26 protein-coding genes are annotated in these 26,246 nt (G+C 57.2%); 6 read left to right on the top strand and 20 right to left on the bottom strand.

The window, feature by feature from the left end; all coding sequences use genetic code 11:
- Window positions 1-9: 9 nt before the first annotated feature.
- The 10 genes from B2A78_RS25470 to B2A78_RS01120 form a co-directional block, all read right to left on the bottom strand.
- The gene (locus tag B2A78_RS25470) at window positions 10-435 is read right to left on the bottom strand and encodes a hypothetical protein (protein ID WP_143735033.1); all 426 of its coding nucleotides are present in this window, start codon (window positions 433-435) and stop codon (window positions 10-12) included.
- Between the two features lie 901 nt (window positions 436-1,336).
- Complete coding sequence (locus B2A78_RS01160; protein ID WP_077728053.1) at window positions 1,337-2,125, bottom strand: hypothetical protein; 789 nt, start codon at window positions 2,123-2,125, stop codon at window positions 1,337-1,339.
- Window positions 2,122-2,865 carry a type III pantothenate kinase gene (locus tag B2A78_RS01155; protein ID WP_168175313.1) on the bottom strand — a complete coding sequence of 248 codons (744 nt, stop codon included), beginning with the start codon at window positions 2,863-2,865 and terminating at the stop codon, window positions 2,122-2,124. Before B2A78_RS01155 ends, B2A78_RS01160 begins: the two co-directional genes overlap by 4 nt.
- A gap of 13 nt (window positions 2,866-2,878) precedes the next feature.
- Complete coding sequence (locus tag B2A78_RS01150) at window positions 2,879-3,868, bottom strand: biotin--[acetyl-CoA-carboxylase] ligase (protein WP_077728052.1); 990 nt, start codon at window positions 3,866-3,868, stop codon at window positions 2,879-2,881.
- Window positions 3,869-3,892: 24 nt separating this feature from the next.
- Entirely contained in the window at window positions 3,893-4,528 is a 636-nt protein-coding gene (locus B2A78_RS01145; RefSeq protein ID WP_168175312.1) for a PilZ domain-containing protein, read from the bottom strand.
- A gap of 19 nt (window positions 4,529-4,547) precedes the next feature.
- Entirely contained in the window at window positions 4,548-5,861 is a 1,314-nt protein-coding gene (locus B2A78_RS01140; RefSeq protein ID WP_077728050.1) for a replication-associated recombination protein A, read from the bottom strand.
- 4 nt (window positions 5,862-5,865) lie between these two features.
- On the bottom strand, window positions 5,866-6,489 hold the full coding sequence (lolA, locus tag B2A78_RS01135; RefSeq protein ID WP_077728049.1) for an outer membrane lipoprotein chaperone LolA: 624 nt from the start codon (window positions 6,487-6,489) through the stop codon (window positions 5,866-5,868).
- A 14-nt stretch (window positions 6,490-6,503) separates the two neighbouring features.
- Complete coding sequence (gene purB / locus B2A78_RS01130) at window positions 6,504-7,865, bottom strand: adenylosuccinate lyase (RefSeq protein ID WP_077728048.1); 1,362 nt, start codon at window positions 7,863-7,865, stop codon at window positions 6,504-6,506.
- Window positions 7,866-7,901: 36 nt separating this feature from the next.
- A complete protein-coding gene (mnmA, locus tag B2A78_RS01125) occupies window positions 7,902-9,026 on the bottom strand; it encodes a tRNA 2-thiouridine(34) synthase MnmA (protein ID WP_077728047.1) in 1,125 nt (374 codons plus the stop codon).
- A 4-nt stretch (window positions 9,027-9,030) separates the two neighbouring features.
- Window positions 9,031-9,510, bottom strand: a complete 480-nt coding sequence (locus B2A78_RS01120; RefSeq protein ID WP_077728046.1) for an NUDIX hydrolase — start codon at window positions 9,508-9,510, stop codon at window positions 9,031-9,033.
- Window positions 9,511-9,670: 160 nt separating this feature from the next.
- On the opposite strand from B2A78_RS01120, the gene B2A78_RS01115 reads away from it, so the two are divergent.
- From B2A78_RS01115 to clpA, 3 genes are all read left to right on the top strand, one after another.
- Complete coding sequence (locus B2A78_RS01115; protein WP_077728045.1) at window positions 9,671-10,423, top strand: elongation factor-1 alpha; 753 nt, start codon at window positions 9,671-9,673, stop codon at window positions 10,421-10,423.
- 118 nt (window positions 10,424-10,541) lie between these two features.
- On the top strand, window positions 10,542-10,862 hold the full coding sequence (gene clpS, locus B2A78_RS01110; protein WP_077728044.1) for an ATP-dependent Clp protease adapter ClpS: 321 nt from the start codon (window positions 10,542-10,544) through the stop codon (window positions 10,860-10,862).
- A 15-nt stretch (window positions 10,863-10,877) separates the two neighbouring features.
- A complete protein-coding gene (gene clpA, locus B2A78_RS01105) occupies window positions 10,878-13,145 on the top strand; it encodes an ATP-dependent Clp protease ATP-binding subunit ClpA (protein WP_077728043.1) in 2,268 nt (755 codons plus the stop codon).
- A 4-nt stretch (window positions 13,146-13,149) separates the two neighbouring features.
- On the opposite strand, the gene infA is transcribed toward clpA, so the two are convergent.
- The 4 genes from infA to B2A78_RS01085 are packed head-to-tail and all read right to left on the bottom strand — an operon-like array spanning window position 13,150 to window position 16,010.
- Window positions 13,150-13,368 (bottom strand): translation initiation factor IF-1, encoded by a 219-nt coding sequence (infA, locus tag B2A78_RS01100; protein WP_026609371.1) that lies wholly within the window; start codon window positions 13,366-13,368, stop codon window positions 13,150-13,152.
- Between the two features lie 50 nt (window positions 13,369-13,418).
- Window positions 13,419-14,144 (bottom strand): arginyltransferase, encoded by a 726-nt coding sequence (locus B2A78_RS01095; protein ID WP_077728042.1) that lies wholly within the window; start codon window positions 14,142-14,144, stop codon window positions 13,419-13,421.
- The gene (aat, locus tag B2A78_RS01090; protein ID WP_077728127.1) at window positions 14,141-14,845 is read right to left on the bottom strand and encodes a leucyl/phenylalanyl-tRNA--protein transferase; all 705 of its coding nucleotides are present in this window, start codon (window positions 14,843-14,845) and stop codon (window positions 14,141-14,143) included. The genes B2A78_RS01095 and aat overlap by 4 nt, the downstream gene beginning before the upstream one ends.
- Complete coding sequence (locus tag B2A78_RS01085) at window positions 14,820-16,010, bottom strand: GNAT family N-acetyltransferase (RefSeq protein ID WP_077728041.1); 1,191 nt, start codon at window positions 16,008-16,010, stop codon at window positions 14,820-14,822. Before B2A78_RS01085 ends, aat begins: the two co-directional genes overlap by 26 nt.
- A gap of 93 nt (window positions 16,011-16,103) precedes the next feature.
- Here B2A78_RS01085 and ettA point away from each other — a divergent pair, with 93 nt between their 5' ends.
- On the top strand, window positions 16,104-17,771 hold the full coding sequence (ettA, locus tag B2A78_RS01080; protein ID WP_077728040.1) for an energy-dependent translational throttle protein EttA: 1,668 nt from the start codon (window positions 16,104-16,106) through the stop codon (window positions 17,769-17,771).
- A gap of 287 nt (window positions 17,772-18,058) precedes the next feature.
- Here the strand turns inward: ettA and B2A78_RS01075 are convergent, their stop codons facing one another.
- Window positions 18,059-18,706, bottom strand: a complete 648-nt coding sequence (locus B2A78_RS01075; RefSeq protein WP_077728039.1) for a glutathione S-transferase — start codon at window positions 18,704-18,706, stop codon at window positions 18,059-18,061.
- A 91-nt stretch (window positions 18,707-18,797) separates the two neighbouring features.
- On the opposite strand from B2A78_RS01075, the gene B2A78_RS01070 reads away from it, so the two are divergent.
- On the top strand, window positions 18,798-20,540 hold the full coding sequence (locus B2A78_RS01070; protein WP_077728038.1) for a DEAD/DEAH box helicase: 1,743 nt from the start codon (window positions 18,798-18,800) through the stop codon (window positions 20,538-20,540).
- Window positions 20,541-20,555: 15 nt separating this feature from the next.
- A complete protein-coding gene (locus tag B2A78_RS01065) occupies window positions 20,556-21,443 on the top strand; it encodes an ATP-binding protein (protein ID WP_077728037.1) in 888 nt (295 codons plus the stop codon).
- A 208-nt stretch (window positions 21,444-21,651) separates the two neighbouring features.
- Here B2A78_RS01065 and B2A78_RS01060 read toward each other — a convergent pair whose 3' ends face one another.
- The 5 genes from B2A78_RS01060 to B2A78_RS01040 form a co-directional block, all read right to left on the bottom strand.
- A complete protein-coding gene (locus tag B2A78_RS01060; RefSeq protein WP_077728036.1) occupies window positions 21,652-22,770 on the bottom strand; it encodes a polysaccharide pyruvyl transferase family protein in 1,119 nt (372 codons plus the stop codon).
- A gap of 33 nt (window positions 22,771-22,803) precedes the next feature.
- The gene (locus tag B2A78_RS01055; RefSeq protein ID WP_077728035.1) at window positions 22,804-24,372 is read right to left on the bottom strand and encodes an FAD-dependent oxidoreductase; all 1,569 of its coding nucleotides are present in this window, start codon (window positions 24,370-24,372) and stop codon (window positions 22,804-22,806) included.
- 71 nt (window positions 24,373-24,443) lie between these two features.
- Window positions 24,444-24,698, bottom strand: coding sequence for a YkgJ family cysteine cluster protein (locus tag B2A78_RS01050; RefSeq protein WP_077728034.1), 255 nt, complete (start codon window positions 24,696-24,698; stop codon window positions 24,444-24,446).
- Between the two features lie 4 nt (window positions 24,699-24,702).
- Window positions 24,703-25,125, bottom strand: coding sequence for an HIT domain-containing protein (locus B2A78_RS01045; protein WP_077728033.1), 423 nt, complete (start codon window positions 25,123-25,125; stop codon window positions 24,703-24,705).
- 7 nt (window positions 25,126-25,132) lie between these two features.
- Complete coding sequence (locus B2A78_RS01040; RefSeq protein WP_077728032.1) at window positions 25,133-26,239, bottom strand: lysylphosphatidylglycerol synthase transmembrane domain-containing protein; 1,107 nt, start codon at window positions 26,237-26,239, stop codon at window positions 25,133-25,135.
- Window positions 26,240-26,246 lie beyond the last annotated feature (7 nt).

The following is a 26,246-nucleotide window of genomic DNA, read 5'->3' as shown; positions in this document are numbered from 1 at the left end:
GACCATTACTCAATGAAGTCTGACGAGTTGGCCTGTACTAGCGGCCAGCGAAAGCTGGGAGATCATGACTTTCTGTGCTTCGCTGGGCGTATTAGTCGTCGGGTAGACGATCCAAAATACCGCCGCGGACTGCTCCACATATCCAGTAGGCCCGAGATGGTATGGACAGTTGTTGACATTATTACAGGCTTGGGGATCTACCCAGACATAAAAGCCCGATCCACTTGCCTGGGTTGCGTACACTTTGCACCAGTCTTGAGTCCATCCCGGACCAACCGCCCACCCGGATACCGGGATCGACAGCACACCGAGCAGCAAGCTGTATAAACCTGATTGAAACATGGATTTTTTTACGCATCGAACGATCTTTGGTCGCATTGCTTGCTCCTGGTTTTTAGAAATTGAAGTCGCCCCCTGCCCCGTTTTCGCAACCATAGAAAATCCGGGAAACGAAGGCTATTCCACTTCGCTCTGCATCGAGCGCTCATGTGTAGATCGTGTCAGCCTAAATCCAGCAAACGTCCCGAAGCCCAGAACATGGGCTATCAAATCTCGAACATCCGCCCGCCTACAGCGCGCACATCAGTTGGCGAAAAACGAACGACCTTAGCCAAGGGCTTAACCGGCGAATAGGAGGGGGCGACGCGGTGTCATCATGGCCATTCCGGACGATGCCTATGGCGCACCCGAACAGTCTGCCTCAGAGTCGGGTTTTTGTTTTCGTCTGAAATCCGAATAAAGGCTCGATCAAGCCCCCCGCGGCTCTCGTACTTGCGCGCAAGTTTGACGGCTGTAACTCAAGCGTGACAAGTCAGCCAAAGCTGAAAAATATGTAAGCCTTAGCGGACGGATGTTGAGGTGTGAATAATTGAAGTGCTCACGCCATTACGGGTTTAGAGCGTTTTCCATCCCGGTGTACGGATTCGTGCCAGGAGGGGAGAACGTAGGTCGGCAATCCCTTGCCGACAAAGCCCTTCGCCGAGCCGATACGTCGGCAAGGGATTGCCGACCTACATATCCGAATCCCTTACACCGATTCGGAAAACGGGCTAGCCAGAGAGGGGGGACACGAGGGCGTAAGAAAGGGCATGCGCAACGGCTTTCAGATCCACACCGCTAAACTGTGGTGAAAAATGCTCAAGGCACTCGTTGATGTGGTCGGCGAATCCGCTTACGAGATCGCTGCCTTATGTAAGCTGTCGAGAAACGAGCCACATCTCAGGCGTCGGCAAAGGATTGCCGACCTACGCCTTTCCAGAAATGAAACACATCCGTCGGGGAAGGATTATCGACCTTCGGCACTGCCTCCAGCGGATTTATCGAGGATAGCGGCCGGTCAATCACAGGGAATGAGTGCCGGGGATAACCCCGCTGCGCCCTTCGCATCCGTAGACTTCAGAATTTCGTCCAAGTCCGATGCTGGACGAGCCCATGGAATCCGAACCCAATAAGCCTCGTTTCGCACCTGGCGGGGCACTACCTCGGTAATGATGCCCTGTTCCGTGAATGTTTTCTGAGCCTGCTCGGCTCGGTTTCGGGTTTTGAAAAGACCGAGGGATATCGCCCCTTGCAAAGCGCCCTTGTCGAACAGCCAAAGGTCGGTTACTCCTTTCTCGAGCAGCATCTTCCGGTTCGCCTTGGCGGTATCCAGATCGTGAGCCTTGGGAAACAGCACCCACCAACCGTCGGTCAGATCCGAAGGTTTTTTGATAAGGCTAGCCTGATCGGACTCAGGCTTAACCAGATTCAAGACTTCGCGCGCCCGCGTCTCGTCCGTAATCGGGCCCCACTGAAAACAGCCCGATTCCACGGCCCGTGTCGACAATGTGGACGGCGTGTCGGTAGGTACTTCCGATTTTTGGGCCGGCTCCGATTCGACAATCGATGTCGTTCCCTTGATCTGTTCCGGCTTAGCCTCGGTCGTGGACACCTCGGCCAAAACCAGGTCAGGGGCCTTTTCGGGCGACCCAGTGCGCTCGCTGAGCAAAGCTATTTGTTCCACGACATGGGGGAGCCGCAATTCCTGATAGGACGACGCACTACTGACTCCCCGCCCGAGTATGCTGCTTTCCCACAGGAAAAATACGACGTTCGCCAGAATCAGACTATAAAAAGCATACTTCATGAAACGCTTCTCGCGATGCGGAGCAATCCCCGCAATATCAGATCCGGAACAACCTTACACGGGCCGTCGAGTTTGTCGGCAATCCTATCCGCATCGCCGCCGGTAATGACCAAATCGGGTACATGCCCCAATTCTTTCTCCGCTTTTCCGACCGATCTCTCGATCAGTCCCGCGCAAGCGGCTAATACTCCGCCTTCTACGGCTGCGGCTGTGCTCCGTCCTAAAACCTCGGGATCGCCGCAGTCGATCTCTCCGATGCCCTTCGTTTCCAGCACCAACGCCCGTTTCATCATCGCCAAGCCGGGCGCGATGAGGCCGCCGAGATGCCGGCCTTGCGCATCAAGTACGTCGAAGGTCAACGCGGTACCACAGTCGGCGACACAGACCGGCCCATTGCTGAACTCCCGCGCGGCAATCAGACTCACCCAACGGTCGACCCCTAGCTTTTCCGGCTTTTCGTAACCGTTCACCACACCGTAGCCTCGATCGGCCGGTTTGACGAAGTTTGGCGAAACTCCCCAGCGTCTTTGCGTCCAGGCCGTTGCGATGTGTTCCGCCTCGCCGCCGACAACGTTACAGATATATATGCGGCGCTGTATGGGCAGAGTCAGCCAGTGGCGGTCGAATGACTCTTCTAGCGATTCGCCAGCCGAAGGGAAAGATTCGCCCGAAACAATCCGATTGTCTTGGGCGATTCCCCATTTCACTCGGCTGTTGCCGATGTCGACCAGAAGCCGCATGACAGTCTCCGGCTCAGCCGGCGATCCGGAGCCGCACATCACCGGATGCGAACTCGCGGCGTTTCCCGTCCTTGCACACCACGACCAGCAACCCTTCTCCGGTAACATCCGCAACTGTGCCGGCGGTTTCCGTATCGCCCTGACGGACGACCACCTCGCGCCCGGTCAGATGATGATAGCGACGCCATTCAGCAAGATAGGGCCCAAGTCCGGTGTGCCGATAATCGTTCAGCAAAGGCAAAAGCTCGCTCAGAATCGAGGCGGCCAGGCGGTTTCTCGAGGGAGCCGATGCGCCGGCCACCGTGGCAAGATCGACCCACGCCTGATCTATCCCGCGCCCCACGACGGGGGGAATGTAGCGGTTCAGCCCCAAGCCCACGATCACGGCGCATCCGCCATGGGCTTCCCCGGCGACCTCCAGCAAGATCCCCCCCAATTTGCGATCTTCCCACAAGATGTCGTTCGGCCACTTGAGTCCGACCTCGATAATCCCCGTCCGGTCCAGTGCCCGAATCACGGCTACTCCGACAGCCAGGCTAAGTCCTGCCACACGGGAGTGATCGTCGAAACGCCACAAGACCGAGAGATAAATATTTGCTCCCAGGGGCGAAAGCCAGGAACGACCTATTCGTCCCTTGCCGGCCGTCTGCGTTTCCGCGAGGCATACCGCCCCCGAGGGAGCACCTTTCGCAGCGAGGCGCATCAAATGCGTATTTGTCGAATCGATCTCGTCGCAGATGTCGAGACCGCCGAGCAGCCGGCCGGCGCTCGGACTCAACGAGGATTGGATGACTGTTTCGCTGAGCAATTCAACGGGCTGGGTCACCCGGTAGCCTTTGCCCGGCAAGGCAGCGATTTCAATCCCACGGTATTGCAGAGCACGAACGGCTTTCCAGACTGCCGTTCTGCTGATACCGAGGCGACTCGCCAGTTCCGTTCCGGAGTGAAAGCCATTATCGGACAGCAAATGAAGCAGGGTCTTAGTCAGCGCATCGTACTGCATGAATAAAGCGGGGCGCGGAAGCGCTTATTCCGATGGCTGTTTCTTGTTTCTAAGCTGCTGCAGCTGCCGTCTGACGACGTGGCGAATCAGTAGCTCCCGATCGCTGTCGCGCAAGCCGACGAAATCCACGGAAATTTGGTAAGGCAGCTCGGAATCGGGCCCGTTCTTTTTGCAATAAACGATACGACCGTACGCAATTAACCCGATCAGATCAGGCGGCAAGACCATCTTGATTTCCAGCACTTTACCTGGAGCATAGGGCTTTTCCACATCGAAGGATAAACCGGAAGCGCTGAGGCTAACACCTTGAGTGGTCTGCTCCGGCAAGTTGGCCTCGTAGCTCAGGAAAGCCCGGGCGATGAGATCGATTTTGCGCTCCAGAACCTTCAAAAAATCGCCGATTTCCGGACTGTCTTTTTCGATTCGCCGCAGCAGCTTTCGGGACTCCTGAGTCAGTAAATCCAGGCTGGCTGAAAGGGCGAAAGAATCCAAGGGAAAGTCCCGCGGACTTCGATTATCAGGAATCTCATCGGGCGCTATTTCCCTGAAAAAAAGAATAATCTCGTCTTCTATCCGAAAATATCGCCTGCGCTCCTTTTCCGCGTCCCTGCCACTCATCGGTTCCGTCCCCTCGTCATGATCCGCTTGGTGGTCGACCATAAAACTCATCCGATAGTAACTAAGTCTTATCCAGAGCCGCCTTATCTAAAACCTTCAGCCGTTCCAATTTTTCCGCGATCTTGATTTCCAGCCCTCTCGAAACCGGCTTGTAGTATGCACGGGGCGGAAACCCTTCGGGGAAATAATTTTCACCCGCCGCATACGCTTCGGGTTCATCATGAGCGTAACGGTAATGCTTTCCGTAATCGAGTTCCTTCATCAAGCGCGTGGGGGCGTTGCGAAGATGAGTCGGCACTTCCAAACTGCCGGTTTTGGCAGCATCGGCACGAGCCGTATTATAGGCGACGTATACCGCATTGCTCTTGGGGGCACAAGCGAGATACAGAACCGCTTGAGCCAGGGCCAGTTCGCCTTCCGGGCTGCCGAGACGCTCCTGAGCATCCCAGGCGTTCAGGGACAGCTCCAGCGCGCGCGGGTCCGCATTGCCGATATCCTCGCTGGCGATACGGACGATGCGGCGTGCGAGATAAAGCGGATCGCAGCCGCCGTCCAGCATGCGGCACAGCCAGTACAAGGCCGCGTCCGGAGCGCTGCCCCGCACCGATTTGTGCAGCGCGGAAATCTGGTTATAAAAATCCTCGCCCTGCTTGTCGAATCGCCGGTTTCCGCCGCCGGCGAGCACTTCCCGTGCGATGTCCGTGGTGATTTTGTCTTGTCCCACTTCCAACAGATCGAGAGTGATCTCCAGCAGACTCAGGACTTTTCGAGCATCACCGTCGGCCGCCTTGGCGTACCAGCAGCGAAGCTCCTCGGGAAATCCGAGGTCCGGCCGGCCGACGCCTCGTTCGCCATCCCGCAAGGCCCGCTCGATGAGATCCAGCAGATCGTCTTCCGACAAGGACTTCAACAGGTAAACGCGGGCACGCGAAAGCAAGGCGTTGTTCAGCTCGAAGGACGGATTCTCGGTGGTGGCGCCGATGAAATAGATGGTGCCGTCTTCCACATGGGGCAGAAAGGCATCCTGCTGGGATTTGTTGAAGCGATGCACCTCGTCCACGAATAGAATGGTGCGCCGATTATGCTCGGTCAAAAGCCGCTTCGCCTCGGCCACCGCTTCTCGGATTTCCTTGACGCCCGCCAGTACCGCCGAGATCGGCAGGAATTCCGCGTCGGCGTGACGGGCGACGATCCGCGCCAAGGTCGTCTTGCCGGTGCCGGGCGGCCCCCAGAAAATCATCGAATGAAGCTTGCCGGCCTTGATGGCCTCATAAAGAGGCTTGCCGGGCGATATCAAATGCCGCTGGCCGATATACTCGTCCAGGCAGCGGGGCCGCATCCGGTCGGCCAGAGGTCTCTGAAGATCCGTATTCACGCGTTTATTTTTCCTCGAACACGTCGACTCCCGGCGGAGGACGGAATTCGAACAGGCTGCGGTCCAGCTTGAGTCCCGTTTTCACCCCGGTGAAATAGATGCGGGTGAGCTGGCCGAAATTGTCGCTCAGTTCCATCCCCGCGAGCGTGTCGCCGTCCAGGCCGATCAGGACGTATTTGAATCCGCTGTCTTCGGCCTTCGGCACCAGCTTGATCCAGAACAAGCCCTCGTCCATGCCCTGATTCTCGATCTTGAAATTCTTTTCCAGCGCCACTTCGCCGCTCAGCAGCAGAGCTGGCGTGGAACCGATCGCATCGTCGAGGCGCTTGGCGGTTACCTGTTCGAGGTCGACGTCGTAGAACCAGACCTTGCCGCCATTGGAAACGATTTCCTGGCTGTAAGGCTTCTTGTAATCCCAGCGGAACTTGCCGGGACGCTGAAGATAGAACACGCCGCTGGTGCGCTGGCGGGGACTGCCGGCTTCATCGATCACGACCTGGGAAAATTCCGCCTGTAGGGTATTCGCTTTCGCCAGGAAATTCCGGAGCCGCTGGACCGGCGCCTCTTCCGCCGCTATCGGAAAGACCGGAAGAACGATCAATAAAAGAAGTAATGCTTTTTTGAACATCGTTTGTTTGTTACTCAAGAGTTCTTGGCCAGAACTTCCGCATAGCCGGTGTAATCGCGGGGCGTCAACGCCAGCAAGCGCTGCTTCGCGTCTTCCGGAATGCTCAGCCCGAGGATGAACTCGGACAGCGCCTCCGGCTCGATGCGCTTGCCCCGGGTCAGGTCCTTCAGCTTTTCGTAAGGCTTTTCGATGCCGTAACGGCGCATGACCGTTTGAATCGGCTCCGCCAGCACTTCCAGATTGGCGGCAAGATCGGCTTCCAGTACGCCCGCGTCGAGTTCGAGCTTCCCGAGCCCCTTGAGGGTCGATTGCAGCGCGATCAGCGTATGGGCGATCCCTACGCCGATGTTCCGCAGCACGGTCGAATCGGTCAAATCCCGCTGCCAGCGCGAGATCGGCAATTTTTCAGAAAGATGACCGAAGACCGCATTGGCCATCCCGAGATTGCCTTCCGAATTCTCGAAATCAATGGGATTGACCTTGTGCGGCATGGTCGAAGATCCCACTTCGCCAGCCACGGTTTTCTGGCGGAAATAGCCCAGCGAAACATAACCCCACACGTCGCGGTCGAAATCGATCAGCACAGTGTTGAAACGCGACAGGGCGTGGAAAAACTCGGCAAGATAATCGTGAGGTTCGATCTGGGTGGTGTAAGGATTGAACGTCAAACCCAAAGACGTAACGAAGTTTCGGCAAAAGATCGGCCAATCGATCTCGGGATAGGCAACCCGGTGGGCATTGTAATTGCCCACGGCACCGTTGATCTTGCCCAATAGTTCGATCGACTCCAATTGCTTCAGCTGTCTTTCGAGGCGGGCCGACACGTTGGCGAACTCCTTGCCCATGGTCGTCGGCGTAGCGGATTGTCCGTGGGTACGAGACAGCATCGGCTGGCCAGCATAAATCCCCGCCTTTTCTTTGATGGCGGCAACCAGTTGCCGAATCTGCGGCAGCAGAACGCTGTCCCGAGCTTCCTTCAGCATCAAGGCATACGCCAGATTGTTGATATCCTCAGAGGTGCAGGCGAAGTGGATGAACTCGCTCACCCGAACCAATTCCACATGATCGGCGATCTTTTCCTTGAGGAAATATTCCACCGCCTTGACGTCGTGATTGGTCGTCCTTTCGATTTGTTTCACGCGTTCCGCATCGCTTACGGAGAAACCGGTCAGGATAGCCTCCAGGCGATCGTTGGCGCTATCGCTCAGCGCAGGCACCTCGCCAATGCCCGGCTCTCCTGCCAAAGTTTGCAGCCACCGAACTTCCACCAGCACCCGGAAACGAATGAGGCCGTATTCGCTGAGGATCGGGCGCAACTCGTCCGCTTTGTCGGCATAGCGCCCGTCGATGGGGGAAAGGCAGGTGAGAGACGTCATTCAGAAAACCTTAACTTTATAGTGAGATTGCGAAACTCAGGCCACAGCCCGAAAAACCGACGTCGAGGTCGGGGCGGCATCTAACGCGCGCTCGATGATCCCGCCGCCCAGGCACTCCTCGCCCTGATAGAACACCACCGATTGGCCCGGAGTCACGGCGCGCTGCGGTCGATCGAAGACGACGCGGATTCTCTGTTCGTCGACAGCTTCGACGGTACAGATCTGATCCGGCTGACGGTAACGGACTTTTGCAGCGCATCGAACAGGCGTATCGGGAGCCTTGCCGCGCACCCAGCTCAAGCTTCCGGCTTCCAGGCCGGCATGGAACAGCATCGGATGATCATGCCCCTGACCAACGACCAGAACATTGCGCTTCAAATCCTTGGCCAATACATACCATGGCTCTTCCGAGGCGCCTTTCATGCCGCCGATGCCGAGTCCTTGCCGTTGCCCCAGGGTGTAATACATCAACCCGTCGTGGCGTCCGATGATTTGACCGTCGGGCGTTTCAATCTCGCCCGGCTGAGCAGGCAAGAAACGCTGCAAGAATTCCTTGAAACGACGCTCGCCAATGAAGCAAATGCCGGTGCTGTCTTTCTTCTGATAATTGGATAATCCCGCCTGCTCGGCGCGCTTTCTGACCTCGGATTTTTCCATGCCCCCGATCGGGAACAACACGCGAGCCAACTGCGGCTGCCCCAGGGTGTAAATGAAATAGCTTTGATCCTTCTGTTGATCGATCCCTTTCAGCAGAGTGTAACCGCCGTCCCGACGTCCGACCCGCGCGTAATGCCCCGTCGCGATCAAATCGGCGCCTAAATCCGTCGCATAATCCATAAAGGCTTTGAACTTGATCTGCTGATTACAGAGGATATCCGGATTGGGCGTGCGGCCAGCTCTATACTCGCTCAGGAAGATCTCGAACACCTCGTCCCAATATTCGGCGGCAAAATTGACCGCGTGCAGCGGGATGCCCAGTTTGTCGCAGACGCCTTTCGCGTCGGCGAAATCCTGTGGAGCGGTGCAAAGGCCGGTATGATCGTCCTCCTCCCAATTCTTCATGAAAAGACCGATCACGTCATAGCCCTGTTCCAGGAGCAACAAAGCGGTGACGGAGGAATCCACTCCGCCTGACATACCGACGACGACTTTCTGGGACATGAATTCAACTCAGCAAGGATTTGAGCACCGACAAGGGATAGCGTTCCCCGGCGAGATAATCGTCGATGCATTTCATCACCAAAGGACTTCGAAGACGCATTTTCTCGCTCAAAAGTTCCTCGCGGGTCAGCCACAAACTGCTCACGATGCCCTCGTCGAGAGGACTATCCGGATCGTGACCATCAACCGACCCGACAATTCCGATTCGAAGAAAACTGGCGTCTCCCGCAGCCCGGCGCCATAGATAAATCCCAACCAGTGCCTCGGGTCTGAAATGCCATGCGGTCTCTTCGAAGGTTTCGCGGATAGCGGCCTCGATGACGTTCTCTCCTGCTTCGACATGACCTGCGGGCTGATTGATCACAAGCTTGCCGTTATCGGCTCGCTCCTCGACTACGAGAAAACGCGCGTCCCGCTCGACGATGGCCGCGACGGTGACTCGCGGCCTCTCATTCCGGCTGAATTCGGTTTCGAGCTGGTGCATGCACTTTTAACTGATGTGTAAATTGCCTAGCCGGTTCGCGTGTGCTAAAAGAAAAACGGCCATATAACATATAGAATTAGAATGTTGCGAGGTTTGTCGATGCCCGGTGGGCAGGCTAGGATAAACCCTCTAACTTACCCCTTCCGGCTGGAGCTGAATCATGCCGTTCAACCTAAGCAGTTTAGGATTAGCGATAAAGCTGTTATTTTCCGGTTATTTGACGGTCATAGCAATCGGCTATGCCGTCGCAATGATCCAGATCCTGTTTACCCACGGAATGGCTGACGGCAAATTCGGTCTTTCCATCGAAGATATCGTCTACAGCTATTACGGCAATCGTTCCGGTTCCGTACTTGAAAGCCAGCTGAACGGCTCCATGAAGCCCATGGCGCCGGACGAAGAACGCTTCAAGATCATCCAATGGGTGCGCGACGGCGCCAGCGAGAAAGCTTATGAAAGCGACATAAAGCCCATCTTCGAGCAACGCTGCGTCAGTTGTCACAATGCGGAAGCCGGCGGATTGCCCGACTTCACGCAATTCGCGACCATCAAAGCGCGGACCGCATCCGACGAGGGCGCGACTTTCTCGTCATTGACGCGCGTGTCGCATATTCATTTATTCGGCATTTCATTCATTTTCATGTTCGTCGGACTGATCTTCGCCTTATCCACGGGAGTTCCCGTGAAACTGAAGGGCGCGGCGATCATCATGCCTTACGCTTTCTTACTGCTTGACATCACATCCTGGTGGCTGACTAAACTGAACCCACACTTCGCCCTCCTGGTCGTTCTTGGAGGCGCTGGTTTGGCTATGGCGTTCGTATTCATGTGGGTGGTCTCGATGTACGAGATGTGGATACTCCCCAGAAAGCTTCCTTTTCCGGATCGTCGTAACGCTTTAACGCGATCGTGAAACCTATGGCGAATGGTTGTGACGGGAAATCATTTATACCAAGGGCGGTCTAATACAACGGAGCCCGCAGATGCTATAGTAGCCGTGGTCTAGACATGTTGCAGTTCAAGGGCGAGAAATGGCACAACATCCTGATCACAAGCTCACAGACGATGTTGTCGTACAGGAAGCGAAGCCAAAACTTAAACGGCCACCGCTTTATAAAGTGATTCTGTTGAACGACGATTTCACTCCGATGGATTTCGTCGTTTTGGTATTGAAAACGTTCTTCGGCATGAGCGAGGAAAAAGCTACCCAGATTATGCTTCACGTTCATACGCGGGGCATCGGCGTTTGTGGCGTCTTCTCCAAGGACGTTGCAGAAACCAAAGTCCAGCTGGTGAACGATTATTCTCGGCAGCACCAGCATCCTCTGCTTTGCACAATGGAGGAAGCCTGAACAGGCCCTGATTCTATGTTAAGCAAAGAACTCGAATATTCATTAAACGTCGCGTTCCGATCGGCCTACGAGAAAAGGCACGAATTCATAACCGTCGAGCATCTCTTGCTCGCGATGCTCGACAATTCGATAGCCGTTGAAGTGCTTCGAGCCTGCGGCGCGAACATCGATCAATTGAGAAAGGATCTGACCGAGTTTCTGGATGAAACGACGCCGCTCATCCCGCCTGGCGTGAAGCGCGAAACTCAGCCGACGCTCGGCTTTCAGCGAGTCCTCCAGAGAGCGGCCTTTCACGTCCAGTCCTCGGGCAAGAAAGAGGTCACCGGCGCCAACATCCTGGTCGCTATTTTCAGCGAGCAGGACTCCCAAGCCGTTTATCTGCTCAACAAGCAGGACGTGACCCGCTTGGACGTCGTCAATTACATTTCTCACGGCATTTCGAAAGTTCGCGAAGATTCGGATGCGAGTCCGAAAAGCAGCACCACTTCGGAAAGCGACGAAGGTGAAGGCGCTGCCGCCAATCCTTTGGAAAAATTTGCTTCCAACCTTAACGAATTGGCGAAACGCGGAAAGATTGACCCGCTGATCGGACGCAAGGGCGAGATCGAACGCACCATCCAGGTCCTGTGTCGGCGTCGCAAGAATAATCCGTTGCTGGTCGGCGAGGCCGGCGTCGGTAAGACCGCGATCGCTGAGGGACTGGCCAAGAAGATCGTCGACAAAGAGGTGCCGGAAGTCCTGTCGGAAAGCACGATTTATGCGCTGGATCTCGGCTCCTTGGTTGCCGGAACCAAATACCGCGGCGATTTCGAGAAACGTCTCAAAGCACTGCTTGCACAGCTCAAGAAAGAGCCCAATTCGATTCTGTTCATCGACGAGATTCACACCATTATCGGAGCCGGATCGGCGTCGGGCGGCGTGATGGACGCCTCGAACCTGATCAAGCCGGTATTGGCCTCGGGCGAACTGCGCTGCATTGGGTCCACCACTTATCAGGAATATCGGGGTATTTTCGAAAAAGACAGGGCTCTGGCCCGTCGTTTTCAGAAAATCGATATCCATGAGCCTACTGTCGACGAGACCTACCACATTCTGCGCGGACTCAAGTCGCGGTTCGAAAAACACCATGACGTGAAATATTCACTGGCAGCGCTCCGCACGGCAGCCGAATTATCCGATCGGTACATTACCGACCGTCACTTGCCGGACAAAGCTATCGACGTGATTGACGAGGCAGGGGCCAGCCAGCGGCTGTTGCCGGTTTCCCGCCGGAAGAAGCTGATCGGCACTTTGGAGATCGAGGATATCGTCTCGAAAATCGCGCGCATTCCGCCGAAAACGGTTTCCACCAACGACAAGGACAAACTGCGGGATCTCGAAAAGAATCTGAAGATGCTGGTATTCGGCCAGGATGAAGCCATTTCGACCTTGGCCTCCGCGATCAAACTGTCGCGAGCGGGACTTCGTGAAGTGCAAAAACCCATCGGCTGCTTCCTGTTCGCAGGCCCAACCGGCGTCGGAAAAACCGAAGTCACCCGCCAGTTGGCCAAGGTACTGGGCATCGAGCTCATCCGCTTCGATATGTCCGAATACATGGAGCGGCATACCGTATCCCGATTGATTGGTGCCCCGCCCGGCTATGTAGGCTTCGACCAGGGCGGCTTGTTGACCGAAGAAGTCAACAAGCATCCGCATGCAGTGTTGCTTCTCGACGAGGTCGAGAAGGCCCATACCGATGTGTTCAACCTGTTGCTGCAGGTCATGGATCACGGCACCTTGACCGATAACAACGGACGAAAGGCCGATTTCCGGAATATCATCCTGATCATGACGACCAATGCCGGAGCCTCCGAGGGCGGCAGGCCGTCGATCGGTTTTACCCAGCAGGATCACTCCACCGACAGCATGAAGGTCATCGAGCGAATGTTTTCGCCCGAGTTCCGCAACCGGCTGGATGCCATTATTCAGTTCAAGCCGCTCAACCTCGACATCATCGGCCAAGTCGTCGACAAGTTCATGTTCGAACTGGAATCGCAACTGGCGGAAAAGCGGGTGTCGGTGGTTTTGGAGCCCGATGCGCGGGAATGGCTGGCCGAACACGGCTTCGACCCGTCTATGGGGGCGAGACCCATGGCCCGGGTTATTCAGGAAAACATCAAAAAGCCCTTGGCCGATGAAATCCTATTCGGCAAGTTAAGCGAGGGCGGAGTAGTGAGAATCAGCGTGGAAGATGGCCAACTGGCGTTTACCATCGAAGGCGTGCACGAAGCAGCGGAAGTCTGAGTTCTTAACGCTGACGAAAGGTGATTCGGCCTTTCGTTAAATCGTACGGCGTCATTTCCACTTTTACGCGGTCACCCGTCAGAATGCGGATGTAATGCTTGCGCATTTTGCCGGAAATATGTGCCGTAATAATATGACCGTTATCCAACTGGACGCGAAAAGTCGTATTGGGCAAAGTTTCGATCACTTTGCCTTCCATTTCGATGTGATCTTCTTTCGACATAAACCTCTCTCAAAAGTGAATACGAACAGTAAAAGCCGAATAATATCATATTAAGTTTCAAGCACGATATTCTCGCCTTTTTCCACCAGTACCCAGTCTTCGCCCACCAGAGCCTGTAGAGGACGAAACGAATTTTTATAGCTCATTTTTCGGCAACTGGATATCCAGAATCCGAGATATAGCCAATCCAATCCGCGTCGTTTGGTCTCCGCTACTTGCCACAAAATGGCATAGCTGCCCAGGCTGAGTGCGGGTAAATCGGGATCGAAGAACGTATAAACCGCCGAGAGGCCATCGGCCAAACAGTCGGTGACAGCTACTGCCAACAAGCTATCCCCGCGCTTAAACTCGTAGAAACCGGTCTCCGCCCATCCGCACGCAAGAAAACGAATGTAATCCTCCGCCGAGGATTCGGCCATATGGCCATCCGAATGCCGCGCATTGAGATACCGCAGGAAGAGTCGATAGTGCGCCTCTTCGAATCGAGCCGGCTTCAGAGCAATTTCCAAATCGGCATTCATCCGCTGAATCCGACGCTGCCCGCGATTCGGCCGAAATCGCGCGACCGGTATGCGTACCGGCACACAAGCCGAGCAATTCGAGCAGTGCGGCCGGTAAACCATGTCGCCGCTTCGACGGAAACCTCTGGTTGCGAGCCACGAATAAATATCGACATCCAATGACTCCCGTGGCGAAACATAAGCCATCTGCGCCTGCCTTCCCGGCAGGTAATCACAATCGTGCTCATAGCTGATGTAGAGCGGTATCGATTTCATAAAACCCCGCCCGCCGACTTCCAAGCCTCGCTCGAAACCGGCTGTTCACAATAAATTTGCAACAATTTCACGAACTCCGAGCGCGGAATCTCTTCCGCTCCCAAACTGGCTAAATGCCGGGTATAGACCTGGCAATCGATCAGGACATAACCCCACCGCTTCAAACAGTCGCACGCGAAAGCGAAAGCAGCCTTGGAAGCGTCAGTGACGTGGTGAAACATCGATTCTCCGAAAAACACCCGGCCGACCGAAACCCCGTAAAGTCCGCCAACGAGCGCCTCTTCCTGCCACGCTTCGAAGGAATGGGCCAGACCCAGATCAAAAAGATTGGAATAAGCCCGCTTCATCTCCCCTGTTATCCAGGTTCCACTCGCATAGTCTCGCGGCTCCGCACAAGCATCCATGACGCGGTCGAAACATACATCGAAACTGAAACGAAATTCACCGCGCCTGAGCCGCTTGCCAAGGCTCCGGGAAATCTTGATATTCTCGGGTTGTAGGATCAACCGCGGATCCGGCGACCACCAGAGAATCGGTTCGTCTTTGCCGAACCACGGAAAAACGCCGCTCCGATAGGCATTCACCAGCCGCCGCGCAGAGAGACACCCGCCCACTGCCAAGAGTCCGTTCGGTTCATCCAGAGCCGTTTCCACCGGCGGAAACGGCTCGTTTCGATCAAAGGGATTCAGAACGGTCAGCATGGTCGAAATTTTTGAAAGGCGAGTGGGCATTTAGTTCCGACATATAGGCGCGTACCAAACCCATCTCCCGCTCCAAAAAGCGTGCTATGGGGTCGCGGAATCCGACGTCGGCCAGCCAGTGGGCCGACCAGGTCTCGGTCGGCAGAAAGCCTCGACTGACTTTGTGTTCGCCCTGAGCGCCGGGTTCGAAGCGACGGAGGCCCTCCTCGATACAATATTCAATGCCCTGGTAATAGCAAGCCTCGAAATGAAGAGCGGTCACGTCCTCCGTGCATCCCCAGTAGCGACCGTACAATGCATCGCGACCGACGAGAAAAAATGCTGCCCCGACGATTCGTCCGTGTCGCTCGGCGAGAACCAAAAGGATTTGCTCTCCCATCTTTGCGGCAATCGCTTCGAAAAACTCGAGCGTCAGCGCCGGATAGTTGCCATGTCTCGCGAAGGTGGACCGGTAAAGCTCGTACACCGTACGCCAAATGTCGGGCTCCACTCGGTCGCCCCGGATTCTTCGCAACTCCACCGAGGCGTCCCGCACCTGCCGGCGCTCCCGCTTCACTTCCTTGCGCCGCTTGGCGGTAAAGCCCGACAAAAAGTCCTCGAAATCCCGGTAGCCCCAGTTTTCCCAGTGGAATTGACAGCCGAGCCGCTTCAACACGCGCTCCGAATGCAGCAATACCCGGTCCTGCGTGAACAACCAGTGCAGCGAGGAAACTCCTGCATCACGCGCCGCCTCGATCGCGAACTCAACCGCGGCTTCCGCCAAGCTATCCGAGTAACGCTCGGACGGAATCAGAAGACGCGGGCCCGTGGCCGGCGTGAACGGCGAGGCCACGACCAGCTTCGGATAATAGGGCATGCCTGCTCTTTCGTAGGCGTCCGCCCAGGCCCAATCGAAAACGAATTCGCCGAACGAGTTGAGTTTGAGATACGCCGGCAGGGCGCCTACCAGGCGGCGCTCGGAATCCTCGATCACCACATGGTAGGGAATCCAGCCGACGTGCTCGCCCAGGCAACCGCATTCCTCCAATGCGAGCAAGAATTCATGCCGTAGAAAGGGATAAGCGCCGTCGGTCAGCGCATTCCAGGCTTCGGGCTCGACCGCGCCGATATTGCGAATGATGCGCGACCTCAAGCCCGCCAACTGCGTCTTGTCTTGGGCATTCATCTCGTATCCTCAACAGTCAAAAGGCCGCATGCCGTGATCGATTCGCCAAACCATGAAATAATAACGCCTTTCCGCCAACACAATCCTGTCAAAATGGCTCAGTACATTTTCACGATGAACCGGGTGAGCAAAATCGTGCCGCCCAAACGCGAGATTTTGCGCGACATCTCGCTGTCCTTCTTTCCCGGCGCAAAGATCGGTGTGCTCGGCCTGAACGGGTCCGGCAAATCCACCCTGCTCCGCATCATGGCCGGCGTGGACAAGGAATACGACGGCGAAGCCCGGCCGCAGCCTGGAATCAAGATCGGCTTTCTTCCGCAGGAGCCTCAGCTCGACCCGACCAAGACCGTTCGCGGCAATGTCGAAGACGGCGTGGCTGAAATCAAGGCGTTGGTCGACCGCTTCAACGAGGTCAGCAACGCTTTCGGCGAACCCGACGCCGATTTCGACAAATTACTCGCCGAGCAGGCTGAACTCCAGGACAAAATCGAGGCTGCCGGCGCCTGGGAACTCGAACGCAAGCTGGAAATCGCCGCCGACGCCCTGCGCCTTCCGGACTGGAACGCCGACGTCACCAAGCTTTCAGGCGGCGAACGCCGCCGCGTCGCCCTGTGCCGGTTGCTGCTGTCGAATCCCGACATGCTGCTCCTCGACGAACCCACCAACCACTTAGACGCCGAATCGGTGGCTTGGCTCGAACGTTTCCTCCACGACTTTCAGGGCACGGTCATCGCCGTTACCCACGACCGCTATTTCCTGGACAATGTCGCCGGCTGGATTCTCGAATTGGACCGCGGCCACGGCATCCCCTGGGAAGGCAATTATTCCTCCTGGCTGGAACAGAAGGAAAAACGCCTGGAAATGGAGGAGAAGCAGGAAACCGCCCGCCAGAAAGCCATGAAGGAAGAGCTGGAATGGGTGCGCGCTAATCCCAAGGGCCGGCAGGCCAAGAGCAAGGCACGTTTACAGCGGTTCGAGGAACTGTCGTCCAGCGAATACCAGGCCCGTAACGAGACCCGCGAGATCTATATTCCGCCGGGGCCACGCCTGGGCGAACTGGTGGTGGAATTCGAGGGCGTCTCGAAGGGTTTCGGCGACCGACTGCTGATCGAGGACCTGAACTTCCGGCTGCCGCAGGGCGGCATCGTGGGCGTGATCGGCCCCAACGGCGTCGGCAAAACCACCCTGTTCCGCATGATGGCCGGTGCCGAAACGGCCGACACCGGCAATATCCGCGTAGGTCCGACGGTTCAGCTCGCCTATGTCGAGCAGTTCCGCGACGCCATGGACGACAAGAAAACCGTCTGGGAAGAAATTTCCGACGGCCTCGATATGGTCACGGTGGGCAAGTATCAGACGCCGTCCCGCGCCTATGTGGGCCGCTTCAACTTCAAAGGCTCGGATCAGCAGAAGCGCATCGGCGAGCTATCGGGCGGCGAACGCAACCGAGTTCATTTGGCCAAGCTGCTGAAAGCCGGCGGCAACGTGCTGTTGCTCGACGAGCCGACCAACGATCTCGACGTGGAAACCCTGCGGGCGCTTGAGGAAGCGCTGCTGGAATTCCCGGGCTGCGCTGTGGTCATTTCGCACGATCGCTGGTTCCTAGACCGCATCGCCACCCATATGCTCGCCTTCGAAGGCGATAGCAAGGTGGTCTGGTTCGAGGGCAACTATGCGGACTACGAAGCCGATCGCAAGCGTCGTTTAGGCGACGAAGCGGAAAATCCGCACCGGATCCGCTTCAAACCCTTGATGGACTGAGAGCTTGTGGATAAACCTACTGCGCGATTCGAGTCCGCGCCTGCGGTGCTCAACGTACTCGATCTAACCAAGGCATCGCGTAGCGATTCTTTGAATCCCCCTCTCTCCTTATGGGAGAGGGCCGGGATGAGGGCCTGTACGCCTGTGCTTTTCACGCCGGACCTCCGTGTCCGGCACCCTATGGGCGGCAACTGCCGTGCAAATCGGCATTCCTGCCGATTTGTCGGCACGGACTCGAACCGCTCGCGACGGTTTCTCACAAGCTCTGATTCGAAGCTGTAATATGGTTATTTCTTCGCAAAGAAGGCCGATATGGCGGCGGCTCGATCCGCCGCCACTTTCTTAACGTGCGGACGGGATTCCATCATGCCCATATAATCGGCGGCGCCGGTGACTTTCTGCAAGAAATCCTCACCGTAAATGCGTTGCGTGGCGGATGACAGCAAACCGAAACTGGGCCAGAGGGCACAATCGGCCGCCGTGAAACGATTGCCGGCTACATAAGGAGAAAATTTCGCGAGGCGATTGAACGCATCGATGCCCATACCGATTTTTTCCTTGACCTCGGCCTTGGTTTCATCCGAGGCTGAACCGCCGAAGAATGCCTCTCCGTACAGGCGCCGGACGACGAGTTCCACATTCAGCTCGAAATGTTGAATCAACTCCCGGCACTTGGCACGCTCGAAAGGGTCGGATGGATAAAGCGGATTTTGCGGAAACGCCTCTTCCAAGTATTCGAGAATGACCTGGGACTCCGAGAGCGGTCCTTTATCGGTTAACAAAAAAGGAATCTTACCGGCGGGCGAGAATTGCAAAATTGCTTCCTTATGGAACGGATTGGCCGCCTGCTCCTCGAACTCGATGCCTTTTTCCAGAAGAACCAGCTTGACCTTATTGTAATAATTGCTGATAGGAAAACCGCAAAGCTTAATCATCAATCCTCTCCTGAGTTAATAGCCGAAACGCCGGTTCCGAAAACCCAGAGTATCGTACATCGAACATCGCTCCACTAGCTCTATCGAACACATGACATTACCCAATTCAGTTACGTCCTTCGAACAATTAGCCATTGCCCAGCCCATCCTTCAGGCGCTCCGAGAGATCGGTTATGAAGCCCCGTCGCCCATTCAGGCGGAAAGCATCCCTCACCTATTGGAGGGACGCGATTTGCTCGGACAGGCCCAGACCGGCACAGGAAAAACCGCGGCCTTCGCAATTCCCATCCTGACCCGGATCGACCTGTCCCAGCGTTCGCCACAAGCCCTGGTGCTCGCGCCCACCCGCGAACTCGCCATCCAGGTGGCCGAGGCCTTCCAAACCTATGCCCGCCATCTCGAAGGCTTCCACATTCTGCCCGTTTACGGCGGCCAGGGCATGGGATCGCAATTGCGGCAACTCGCCCGCGGCGTCCATGTCATCGTGGGCACGCCGGGCCGGGTAATGGATCATCTCCGCCGCGGAACCTTGTCTTTGGATAATCTGACCACGCTGGTACTCGACGAAGCCGACGAAATGCTGCGCATGGGCTTCATCGAGGATGTCGAATGGATTCTGGAACAAACGCCGCAGACTCGCCAGATCGCGCTGTTTTCGGCCACCATGCCGACCGTCATCCGCAAAATCGCCGACCGGCATCTCAACAACGCGGCGGAAGTAAAAATCAAGGCGAAGACTGCCACCGTTGAGGCCATCAGCCAGCAATATTGGCTGGTCTCGGGCGTGCAAAAGCTGGAAGCCCTAACCCGCATTCTCGACGCGGAAGATTTCGACGCCATGATCATTTTCGTCCGCACCAAGACCGAAACCGTGGAGCTGGCCGAGAAACTGGAGGCTCGCGGGTATGAGGCCGCGGCCCTGAACGGGGATATGAGCCAGGTCTTGCGCGAGAAAGTCATCGACCGCTTGAAGAAGAATGCCCTGGACATCGTCGTCGCCACCGACGTCGCCGCGCGCGGACTGGACGTGGAGCGGATCACGCATGTCGTGAACTACGACATTCCCTACGACAGCGAAGCCTATATTCACCGCATCGGGCGCACCGGGCGCGCCGGGCGCAAAGGCAAGGCCATTCTGTTCGTCGCTCCGCGCGAAAGGCGAATGCTGCGCGCCATCGAGCAAACCACTAGACAACCCATACAGCAAATGCGGCTGCCTACCCTGCAGGACATCGCCGACCGCCGCATCGAGCAGTTCAAGGCTCAGTTGGTTCAAACTCTGGACGACGAGGACGTGAGCTTTTACCGGGAACTGGTGGACAAATTGGTCACCGACGAAATAGGCGATTCCGCCGATATCGCCGCCGCTCTCGCCTATCTGATGCATCGCGAACGTCCGCTGGAAGCTACCGAGGAACCGGAACTATCGGCTCCGGAACCGGTTCGTGAACGCCGGCGGGAAAGAACACGCCCGGAAGGAGGAACACTGCGCTACACCATCGACGTCGGCCGCGAGCACGGCGTGCAGCCCAAGGATATCGTCGGCGCCATTGCCAACGAAACCGGGCTTTCTTCCAAGCTGATCGGTCAGATCAAACTATTCGATACTTACAGCACGGTAGAACTTCCGGCCGATCTCCCGGACGATTTCTTTAGGCTACTGAAGAAAACCTGGGTAAAAAACCAGCGCCTCAATCTGCAATTGCTGGACAACGGCGGTCGGAAACCAGGCAAGAAGCCGGCAAAGTCCGGCGAACGCAAGTTCGGGAAACCGAAAGCCTCGGGGCAGGATAAACCGGCGGCGAAACGCCGCCCCAAAGAAGACCAGCCTTAAACCAGCCGTCCGTCTATGGAATTACTCGCACAACTGATCGCCAGGGCATCCGAACTGCTCGATCGTCTCGAAAGACGGATGCCTTCCGGGCCGGCGGAACCCGATTGGGAAGGCGCCATCGCCTTCCGATGGCGCGGGGCCGGTCACGCCAACCCTTTGCAACCCATCCGAAATCCTCACCGGCTGGCCCTGGCCGATATCTTGTGCGTCGACCGGCAAAAGTGCGAGCTGGACCGGAATACCCGGCAATTCCTCCAGGGATTGCCGGCCAACAACGCCTTGCTTTGGGGCTCGAAGGGTACCGGCAAATCCTCGCTCATCAAGGCTCTTCTCAACGAATATGCCTCCGTAGGTCTGCGTGTCATAGAGGTGGACCGGCAGCATTTGGTCGAGCTGCCGGACATCTTGGATCTGCTCTATCCGCGCTCGGAAAAATTCATTCTGTTCAGCGACGATCTTTCGTTCGAAGCGGACGATGCGGGCTACAAGGCTCTGAAATCAACGCTGGAAGGCTCGTTTAGCGCCCCGCCGGCGAATGTATTGATCTACGCCACCTCCAACCGGCGGCATCTGCTGCCCGAGTACCACGAGGAAAACCTGCAAGCCCGCCACGTTGAGGGCGAAATCCATCAGGGCGAAGCGGTGGAGGAAAAGATCTCGCTGTCTGAACGTTTCGGCTTGTGGCTGTCTTTTTATCCGTTCAATCAGGACCAATACCTGGACATCGTCCGGTACTGGCTGGACAAGCTCCACACCCCTTTGGACGACTGGGAAGCGGTGCGTACCGAGGCTCTTCGTTTTGCCCTTCAACGCGGTTCCCGCAGCGGCCGAGTGGCCTGGCAGTTCGCGAAGGACTGGAGCGGCCGCATGCAGCTCGATATTCGGCCGGCGAATAACCCCTGACCGTTTCAGATGACTACGGGAATCGACCGAGTATCACTCAGCGCCGAAGCAGCTAGAGCATTTTCTGATTCGGTGTACGGGAGCCCCATACGTAGGTCGGCAATCCCTTGCCGACGTACCGGCTCGGCAAAGGGCTTTGTCGGCAAGGGATTGCCGACCTACGTTCTTCCCGCCCCACACGAATCCGTACACCGGGATCAAAAACGCTCTAGCCTGATCTCGTCAGAAGACGGACGAGAAGCTGATTCGTCTCTCGCGCACGGGATTGGAGGGCGGGGAGCCGTCGCTTGATCCTGGCGCGAATTTCATCTCGCGTGTCCCAACAACGGTCTATCCTGGCGATGAGCTGACCGATCCCGACATCGCCCAGCGGCGGCGTTTCCATCTCCAGATCGTCAAGAAAACCTACGACTTTGGACGCGTAGGGAAGCGCCACGAAAGGTGTCCCCTGAAGGGCAGCGAAGATCAGAAAATGGAGCCGCATACCCACGGCGAACTCGAAACGCCCCAGAAGACCAAGCGTTTGCTGAGCAGAGTAATGCCGTCTCAGAATTTCCGCTCGTTCCGAATTGTGCATGTGCGCCACCACCCCGTGGCTGTGCTGGACGTCGGTCCGTTCCATCGGAACGAAAACGACGTCGGCATCGAGCCGGTCCACCATGAAATCCGCGGTATTGGCGAGCAGCGCGTGATAATGCTCCGGGTCGAGATCGGGAGCCGCAGGACCCGGCTCTCTGACCGAAAAGCCCACCAGGTGGCGTTCGAACTCGACACCCTCCGATTTAAGGGCTTCGAGCGGAAGCGGCTCCGGACGTAGGAGCAGAGCGGGATCGGCGGTCAGATGAATCTCGCGATCGATCCCGACGTCTTCGAGCAGCCGATAACCTTGGCGATCCCGCACCGTGATGATGGCCGCGTGGTTCAAAGCCTCGCGTACCGCGCTACGCGCACTCGAATCCGTGAGTGGCCCCGCGCTCACCGCGTACACGACCACAGGAACCCCGAATTCATGCGCGAGAAACACTTCCCTCAAGTAGGTCTCGGCGTCGCGATCGTAAAGAATGCCGCCTCCACCGAGGATAAACAGATCGAGCCCCTCCACTTCCTGGCTGACTTCTTTCCGGGTCAGGTTCCGGACCGGGACAGCACGCTCGACCTTGTGCCGGCTCAGCGTATCCTCAGGGTTCCGCGAAAAAACCGTGATCTCGGCCTCGATGGACCGGCGCAACTGGCTCACTATGCCGTCCAGAATGGCCTCGTCGCCGAGATTCATCCCGCCGTAGGATCCTGAAATGCCGATGCGGAATCGTCGGTTCTGCTGATCCATCGACTGTCTCCGAAAATCATCTCAACCCAAACCTCAAAGCGGCGAAAGCGACGGCCAGGAGAGCGCGATTCCCTGCCGCCGAAGCAGGGATTGGAAATCTTCCAGCAGTGCCTTGCGGCTTCTCACGAAGCGCGGCGGAACCTTGCGCTCAAGGCAGAACGCCGCCAGCAGCCCCGCCGCCTCGCCCACGTTCCATTCGACATGGTGTACCCGATAAGCTCCGTTCGTGATGTGCGTCACGCCCAGGTTCTTGCCGCCGGGCAATAGGTTTTCGACGCGCACCGGCAGCAACGATCCGAGCGGAATCTGGAATGGCCAGCAGCCGAGGTCCAGGTAACCGGCGCCGCTGGTACGGGGGTGGAGATCGATGCGGTAACATCCGATGCCGACCGAGTCGTCGAAAAATTCGGGACCGTCCGGTCGGAGCGGATGTGCAATCTGCTGTTCGAGTACGGTGAACTCGGCCCGGATGCGCCTGGACTCCCGGATGTAAGGCGCCGGCGCGAGTCCGTCGACGGTCCCGCCGACCACGTCCCGGCGAAGGCGGAGCCCTCGATATCCGATTCCTCCGTCCGGCCGCGGAGCTTCGGTCTGGAGCCAGTAAAGCAGACTGAGGCTGAGTTGCCGCGCGGCCTCCAGATTTCGTGCCTGCTCCACTTCGTCGACGCCGCAGACCGGTCCGAACCAGTAATCGTTCTGGGGCCAATTGACTACGCTGACGTCGCTGGGCGCGAAGCCATGCTCGAAGTTGGTGACATCCAAAATTCGACGAAAGTGCCACCAGGGCCGTCCGTCCTCCGCCTCAAACAAGAAACGCGTCAACGGCTCGTGGGTTTCGGGCCGACTCGTAGTCCAGCCGAGCAATCGCCCCGGCCAGTCCGGCGGCCGGTAATCACGCCACAGCTCGTATTGCCGTGGCTTATCGATAGTGTGGTCCTCGCCGGGAAGGTACTCCATGGCGAAGCAAACCGTGATCGCCTGCTGATCCTTGGGATCGGCCATCTCGGACGCGTGGGGCTCGCCGGTTTCGGCGCGGGATTCGGCGCCCAGCACATGTTCCACTCCGGCCAGGGCGAGCAACTCGCCCTGCGGAGTCGCGTCGATGAAATAAGATGCTTCGATCAGGGTGTCACGTCCGGATTCAAGACCTCTGACGACCACCCCGGTCACCCGATCACCGTGGGTCCATGCGTCAATCGGGCGATGGGGGTGCATAACGAACATTTTGCCGCTGAGTTGATACGGGGCGATCATCTGATGGAGAACCGCGACCGCGACGCGCGGATCGTGGCAGAGTCGGCTGACCCAACCGTTGCCCGGATTGAGATGCTTCGCCGCCGTTGCCACCGGCGTGAGCGGCAAGTGCGCGCGGTAGTATTGGCGGATACCTTCCCGCAGCGCCTTATAGCTGGCCGTCGCGCCGAATTCCTCGATCCACGGATGCTCGTCCGGGGGAACCGCCTGATTCGTCAACTGACCGCCGATCCAGTACGTTTCCTCGGTCAGAACGACCCGATATCCCACCCTGGCCGCGCCCAGGGCGGCAGCACAGGCGCCAAGCCCTCCTCCGATGATGGCGACATCCGTGCGAAGAACCTCCATGCCTGATCTCCTCCGTTCACTCCCTGGATATTGACTGTTGCGAACGGTGCGAGTTCTGGTTCGCCGGCGGACTACGGGAGCGTCGCATCTTCCAGCCAGGTCAGATAGGCGATCGCCTCTTCCCGGCTGTTGCCGCACATTTCCTGCGACGGCTGCAGTCCCGCGCAACAAGCCGGACGGCCGGGCTGCCCGAAAATGGCACATCGAAAATCAGGGGTCAGATGGATGCACCGAACGCCTGACGGCTTGCCTTCGGGCATGCCGGGAAGCGGGCTGGAAATTGATATGGCGATGCAGCAGGCGCCGCAGCCGGTCCGGCAGTCCATGGTCTCAATCGAAAAAGACAAAATGTTGCAAAGGCGCGGCTCCGAGCTTTCGCCTGATCTCCATGATAGTAGGTGCGTCGTAAGGCAACGGATCGAAGCGACCCCAAATCGGACCGGGCCACGCCGGATCGCCTCGATAGCGCACCACATGGTGAAGGTGAAGCTGTGGCACCAGATTGCCGATGGCGGCGATATTCATCTTATCGGCACGAAACAGCTCCGACAGCGTACGGGAGATGTGGGACGATTCCCGCATAAGCTGAACCTGGTCCTCATCCGTCAACTGATAAATCTCGCTAAGCTCTTCCCGCTCCGGAACGAGGATGAACCACGGATAGCGGTTCTCATTCATCAGCAAAAGCCGGCACAACGGAAAATGGCCTAACTGAATACAATCCTGCGACAAACGAGGATGCAATTCGAACATAAAGGGCTCAATCGATACCGATTCGCGGCTGCCGGACATCGGAGCCATACACGCGCTTAACCCAACGCGTCATGACCGGCACGCCGATGATCAAATAGGGATAGTAGCTGATCAGCCGCCACAGAATGGCCAGACCCAGGGCCACGCCAGCCGGGGCGAAATCCCCGAACAGCCAGGAAAAACCGAGTTCGGCGACGCCGGCGCTGCCGGGAGTCGGCGAAAGAACCATGACTATCCATAACACGGCTTGTCGACCAATGGCGAGCAGATGATCGAACAATGTCATCGGCACAGGGGAAAAAGCCGCAAGAACGCAGTTCAAGACCAGATATCGGCCTATCCATGCAAGCGATGTCGCCACCCAAACCTGAAACCAGAAAATCGATTTCCTATCCCGCAAATCACGCGAGGCCGTGAGCAGGTCGTTGACCATGTGCAAGCCTCGCGAGCGCCAGAAGCGGAACATCCGTAGCATGAGCAGCCTGGTCAGCCACCAGTTGATCCAGTGCGGCGCTACGAACAATGCCGCAATAAGCAGTATCAAGTAGACGACCAGCCCACCCCAAGCCACCCAAAACCCGACCATCATGCTGGTTCCGAGCAGTTCCGACCGAATGTAGTGCAAGGGCGCGAAAATGTCGGCCTGAGGAACGAACAGGCTCGCGAAGAAAGGGAGCGAGGTATAGAACACCTGATCGAGAAAAACCGTGGTAAATACGATCGCGGTGCTGCGACCGATGCTGATCTGTTCTTTGACCAGCATAAACACCGCAACGGCGGCTCCGCCGACCATGGATGGCGAAACCGCGGCGAAGAAATCCCAAAGGAGGATTATTTCGAGACAGGTCCGCCACTCCAGCTTACGGTCGGTCAATATCCGCAATTGCCACATGTAGCCGAAATCGCGCAGCATCATCATCAGGAGCGCCAAAGCAATCCAGAAGACCGAACGCGAAGTCCAGGCGAAACGATCCAGCACCTCGCCCATCGGAAGGCCGCTCTTGACCCATTCGCCATACAGCGTGTAGCCGACGATACCCAATCCCAAAACGACCGGTAACAGAATTCGCCCGGGGCTGAACTGCTTAAGAAGCTCGGACGTCTTCGCGACCATTCCGGTT

The organism is Methylocaldum sp. 14B (assembly GCF_002005105.1).
Lineage (GTDB): Bacteria > Pseudomonadota > Gammaproteobacteria > Methylococcales > Methylococcaceae > Methylocaldum.
The sequence above is the reverse complement of the archived record's forward strand: the minus strand, read 5'-3'. Positions and strand labels throughout refer to the sequence as shown.

What these genes read in the sequence shown, in the direction of transcription:
- B2A78_RS25470 (WP_143735033.1), bottom strand. Translation starts at nt 435, where the DNA reads ATGGTTGCGAAAACGGGGCAGGGGGCGACTTCAATTTCTAAAAACCAG.
- B2A78_RS01160 (WP_077728053.1), bottom strand. Translation starts at nt 2,125, where the DNA reads ATGAAGTATGCTTTTTATAGTCTGATTCTGGCGAACGTCGTATTTTTC.
- B2A78_RS01155 (WP_168175313.1), bottom strand. Translation starts at nt 2,865, where the DNA reads ATGCGGCTTCTGGTCGACATCGGCAACAGCCGAGTGAAATGGGGAATC.
- B2A78_RS01150 (WP_077728052.1), bottom strand. Translation starts at nt 3,868, where the DNA reads ATGCAGTACGATGCGCTGACTAAGACCCTGCTTCATTTGCTGTCCGAT.
- B2A78_RS01145 (WP_168175312.1), bottom strand. Translation starts at nt 4,528, where the DNA reads ATGGTCGACCACCAAGCGGATCATGACGAGGGGACGGAACCGATGAGT.
- lolA (WP_077728049.1), bottom strand. Translation starts at nt 6,489, where the DNA reads ATGTTCAAAAAAGCATTACTTCTTTTATTGATCGTTCTTCCGGTCTTT.
- purB (WP_077728048.1), bottom strand. Translation starts at nt 7,865, where the DNA reads ATGACGTCTCTCACCTGCCTTTCCCCCATCGACGGGCGCTATGCCGAC.
- mnmA (WP_077728047.1), bottom strand. Translation starts at nt 9,026, where the DNA reads ATGTCCCAGAAAGTCGTCGTCGGTATGTCAGGCGGAGTGGATTCCTCC.
- B2A78_RS01120 (WP_077728046.1), bottom strand. Translation starts at nt 9,510, where the DNA reads ATGCACCAGCTCGAAACCGAATTCAGCCGGAATGAGAGGCCGCGAGTC.
- B2A78_RS01115 (WP_077728045.1), top strand. Translation starts at nt 9,671, where the DNA reads ATGCCGTTCAACCTAAGCAGTTTAGGATTAGCGATAAAGCTGTTATTT.
- clpS (WP_077728044.1), top strand. Translation starts at nt 10,542, where the DNA reads ATGGCACAACATCCTGATCACAAGCTCACAGACGATGTTGTCGTACAG.
- clpA (WP_077728043.1), top strand. Translation starts at nt 10,878, where the DNA reads ATGTTAAGCAAAGAACTCGAATATTCATTAAACGTCGCGTTCCGATCG.
- infA (WP_026609371.1), bottom strand. Translation starts at nt 13,368, where the DNA reads ATGTCGAAAGAAGATCACATCGAAATGGAAGGCAAAGTGATCGAAACT.
- B2A78_RS01095 (WP_077728042.1), bottom strand. Translation starts at nt 14,144, where the DNA reads ATGAAATCGATACCGCTCTACATCAGCTATGAGCACGATTGTGATTAC.
- aat (WP_077728127.1), bottom strand. Translation starts at nt 14,845, where the DNA reads ATGCTGACCGTTCTGAATCCCTTTGATCGAAACGAGCCGTTTCCGCCG.
- B2A78_RS01085 (WP_077728041.1), bottom strand. Translation starts at nt 16,010, where the DNA reads ATGAATGCCCAAGACAAGACGCAGTTGGCGGGCTTGAGGTCGCGCATC.
- ettA (WP_077728040.1), top strand. Translation starts at nt 16,104, where the DNA reads ATGGCTCAGTACATTTTCACGATGAACCGGGTGAGCAAAATCGTGCCG.
- B2A78_RS01075 (WP_077728039.1), bottom strand. Translation starts at nt 18,706, where the DNA reads ATGATTAAGCTTTGCGGTTTTCCTATCAGCAATTATTACAATAAGGTC.
- B2A78_RS01070 (WP_077728038.1), top strand. Translation starts at nt 18,798, where the DNA reads ATGACATTACCCAATTCAGTTACGTCCTTCGAACAATTAGCCATTGCC.
- B2A78_RS01065 (WP_077728037.1), top strand. Translation starts at nt 20,556, where the DNA reads ATGGAATTACTCGCACAACTGATCGCCAGGGCATCCGAACTGCTCGAT.
- B2A78_RS01060 (WP_077728036.1), bottom strand. Translation starts at nt 22,770, where the DNA reads ATGGATCAGCAGAACCGACGATTCCGCATCGGCATTTCAGGATCCTAC.
- B2A78_RS01055 (WP_077728035.1), bottom strand. Translation starts at nt 24,372, where the DNA reads ATGGAGGTTCTTCGCACGGATGTCGCCATCATCGGAGGAGGGCTTGGC.
- B2A78_RS01050 (WP_077728034.1), bottom strand. Translation starts at nt 24,698, where the DNA reads ATGGACTGCCGGACCGGCTGCGGCGCCTGCTGCATCGCCATATCAATT.
- B2A78_RS01045 (WP_077728033.1), bottom strand. Translation starts at nt 25,125, where the DNA reads ATGTTCGAATTGCATCCTCGTTTGTCGCAGGATTGTATTCAGTTAGGC.
- B2A78_RS01040 (WP_077728032.1), bottom strand. Translation starts at nt 26,239, where the DNA reads ATGGTCGCGAAGACGTCCGAGCTTCTTAAGCAGTTCAGCCCCGGGCGA.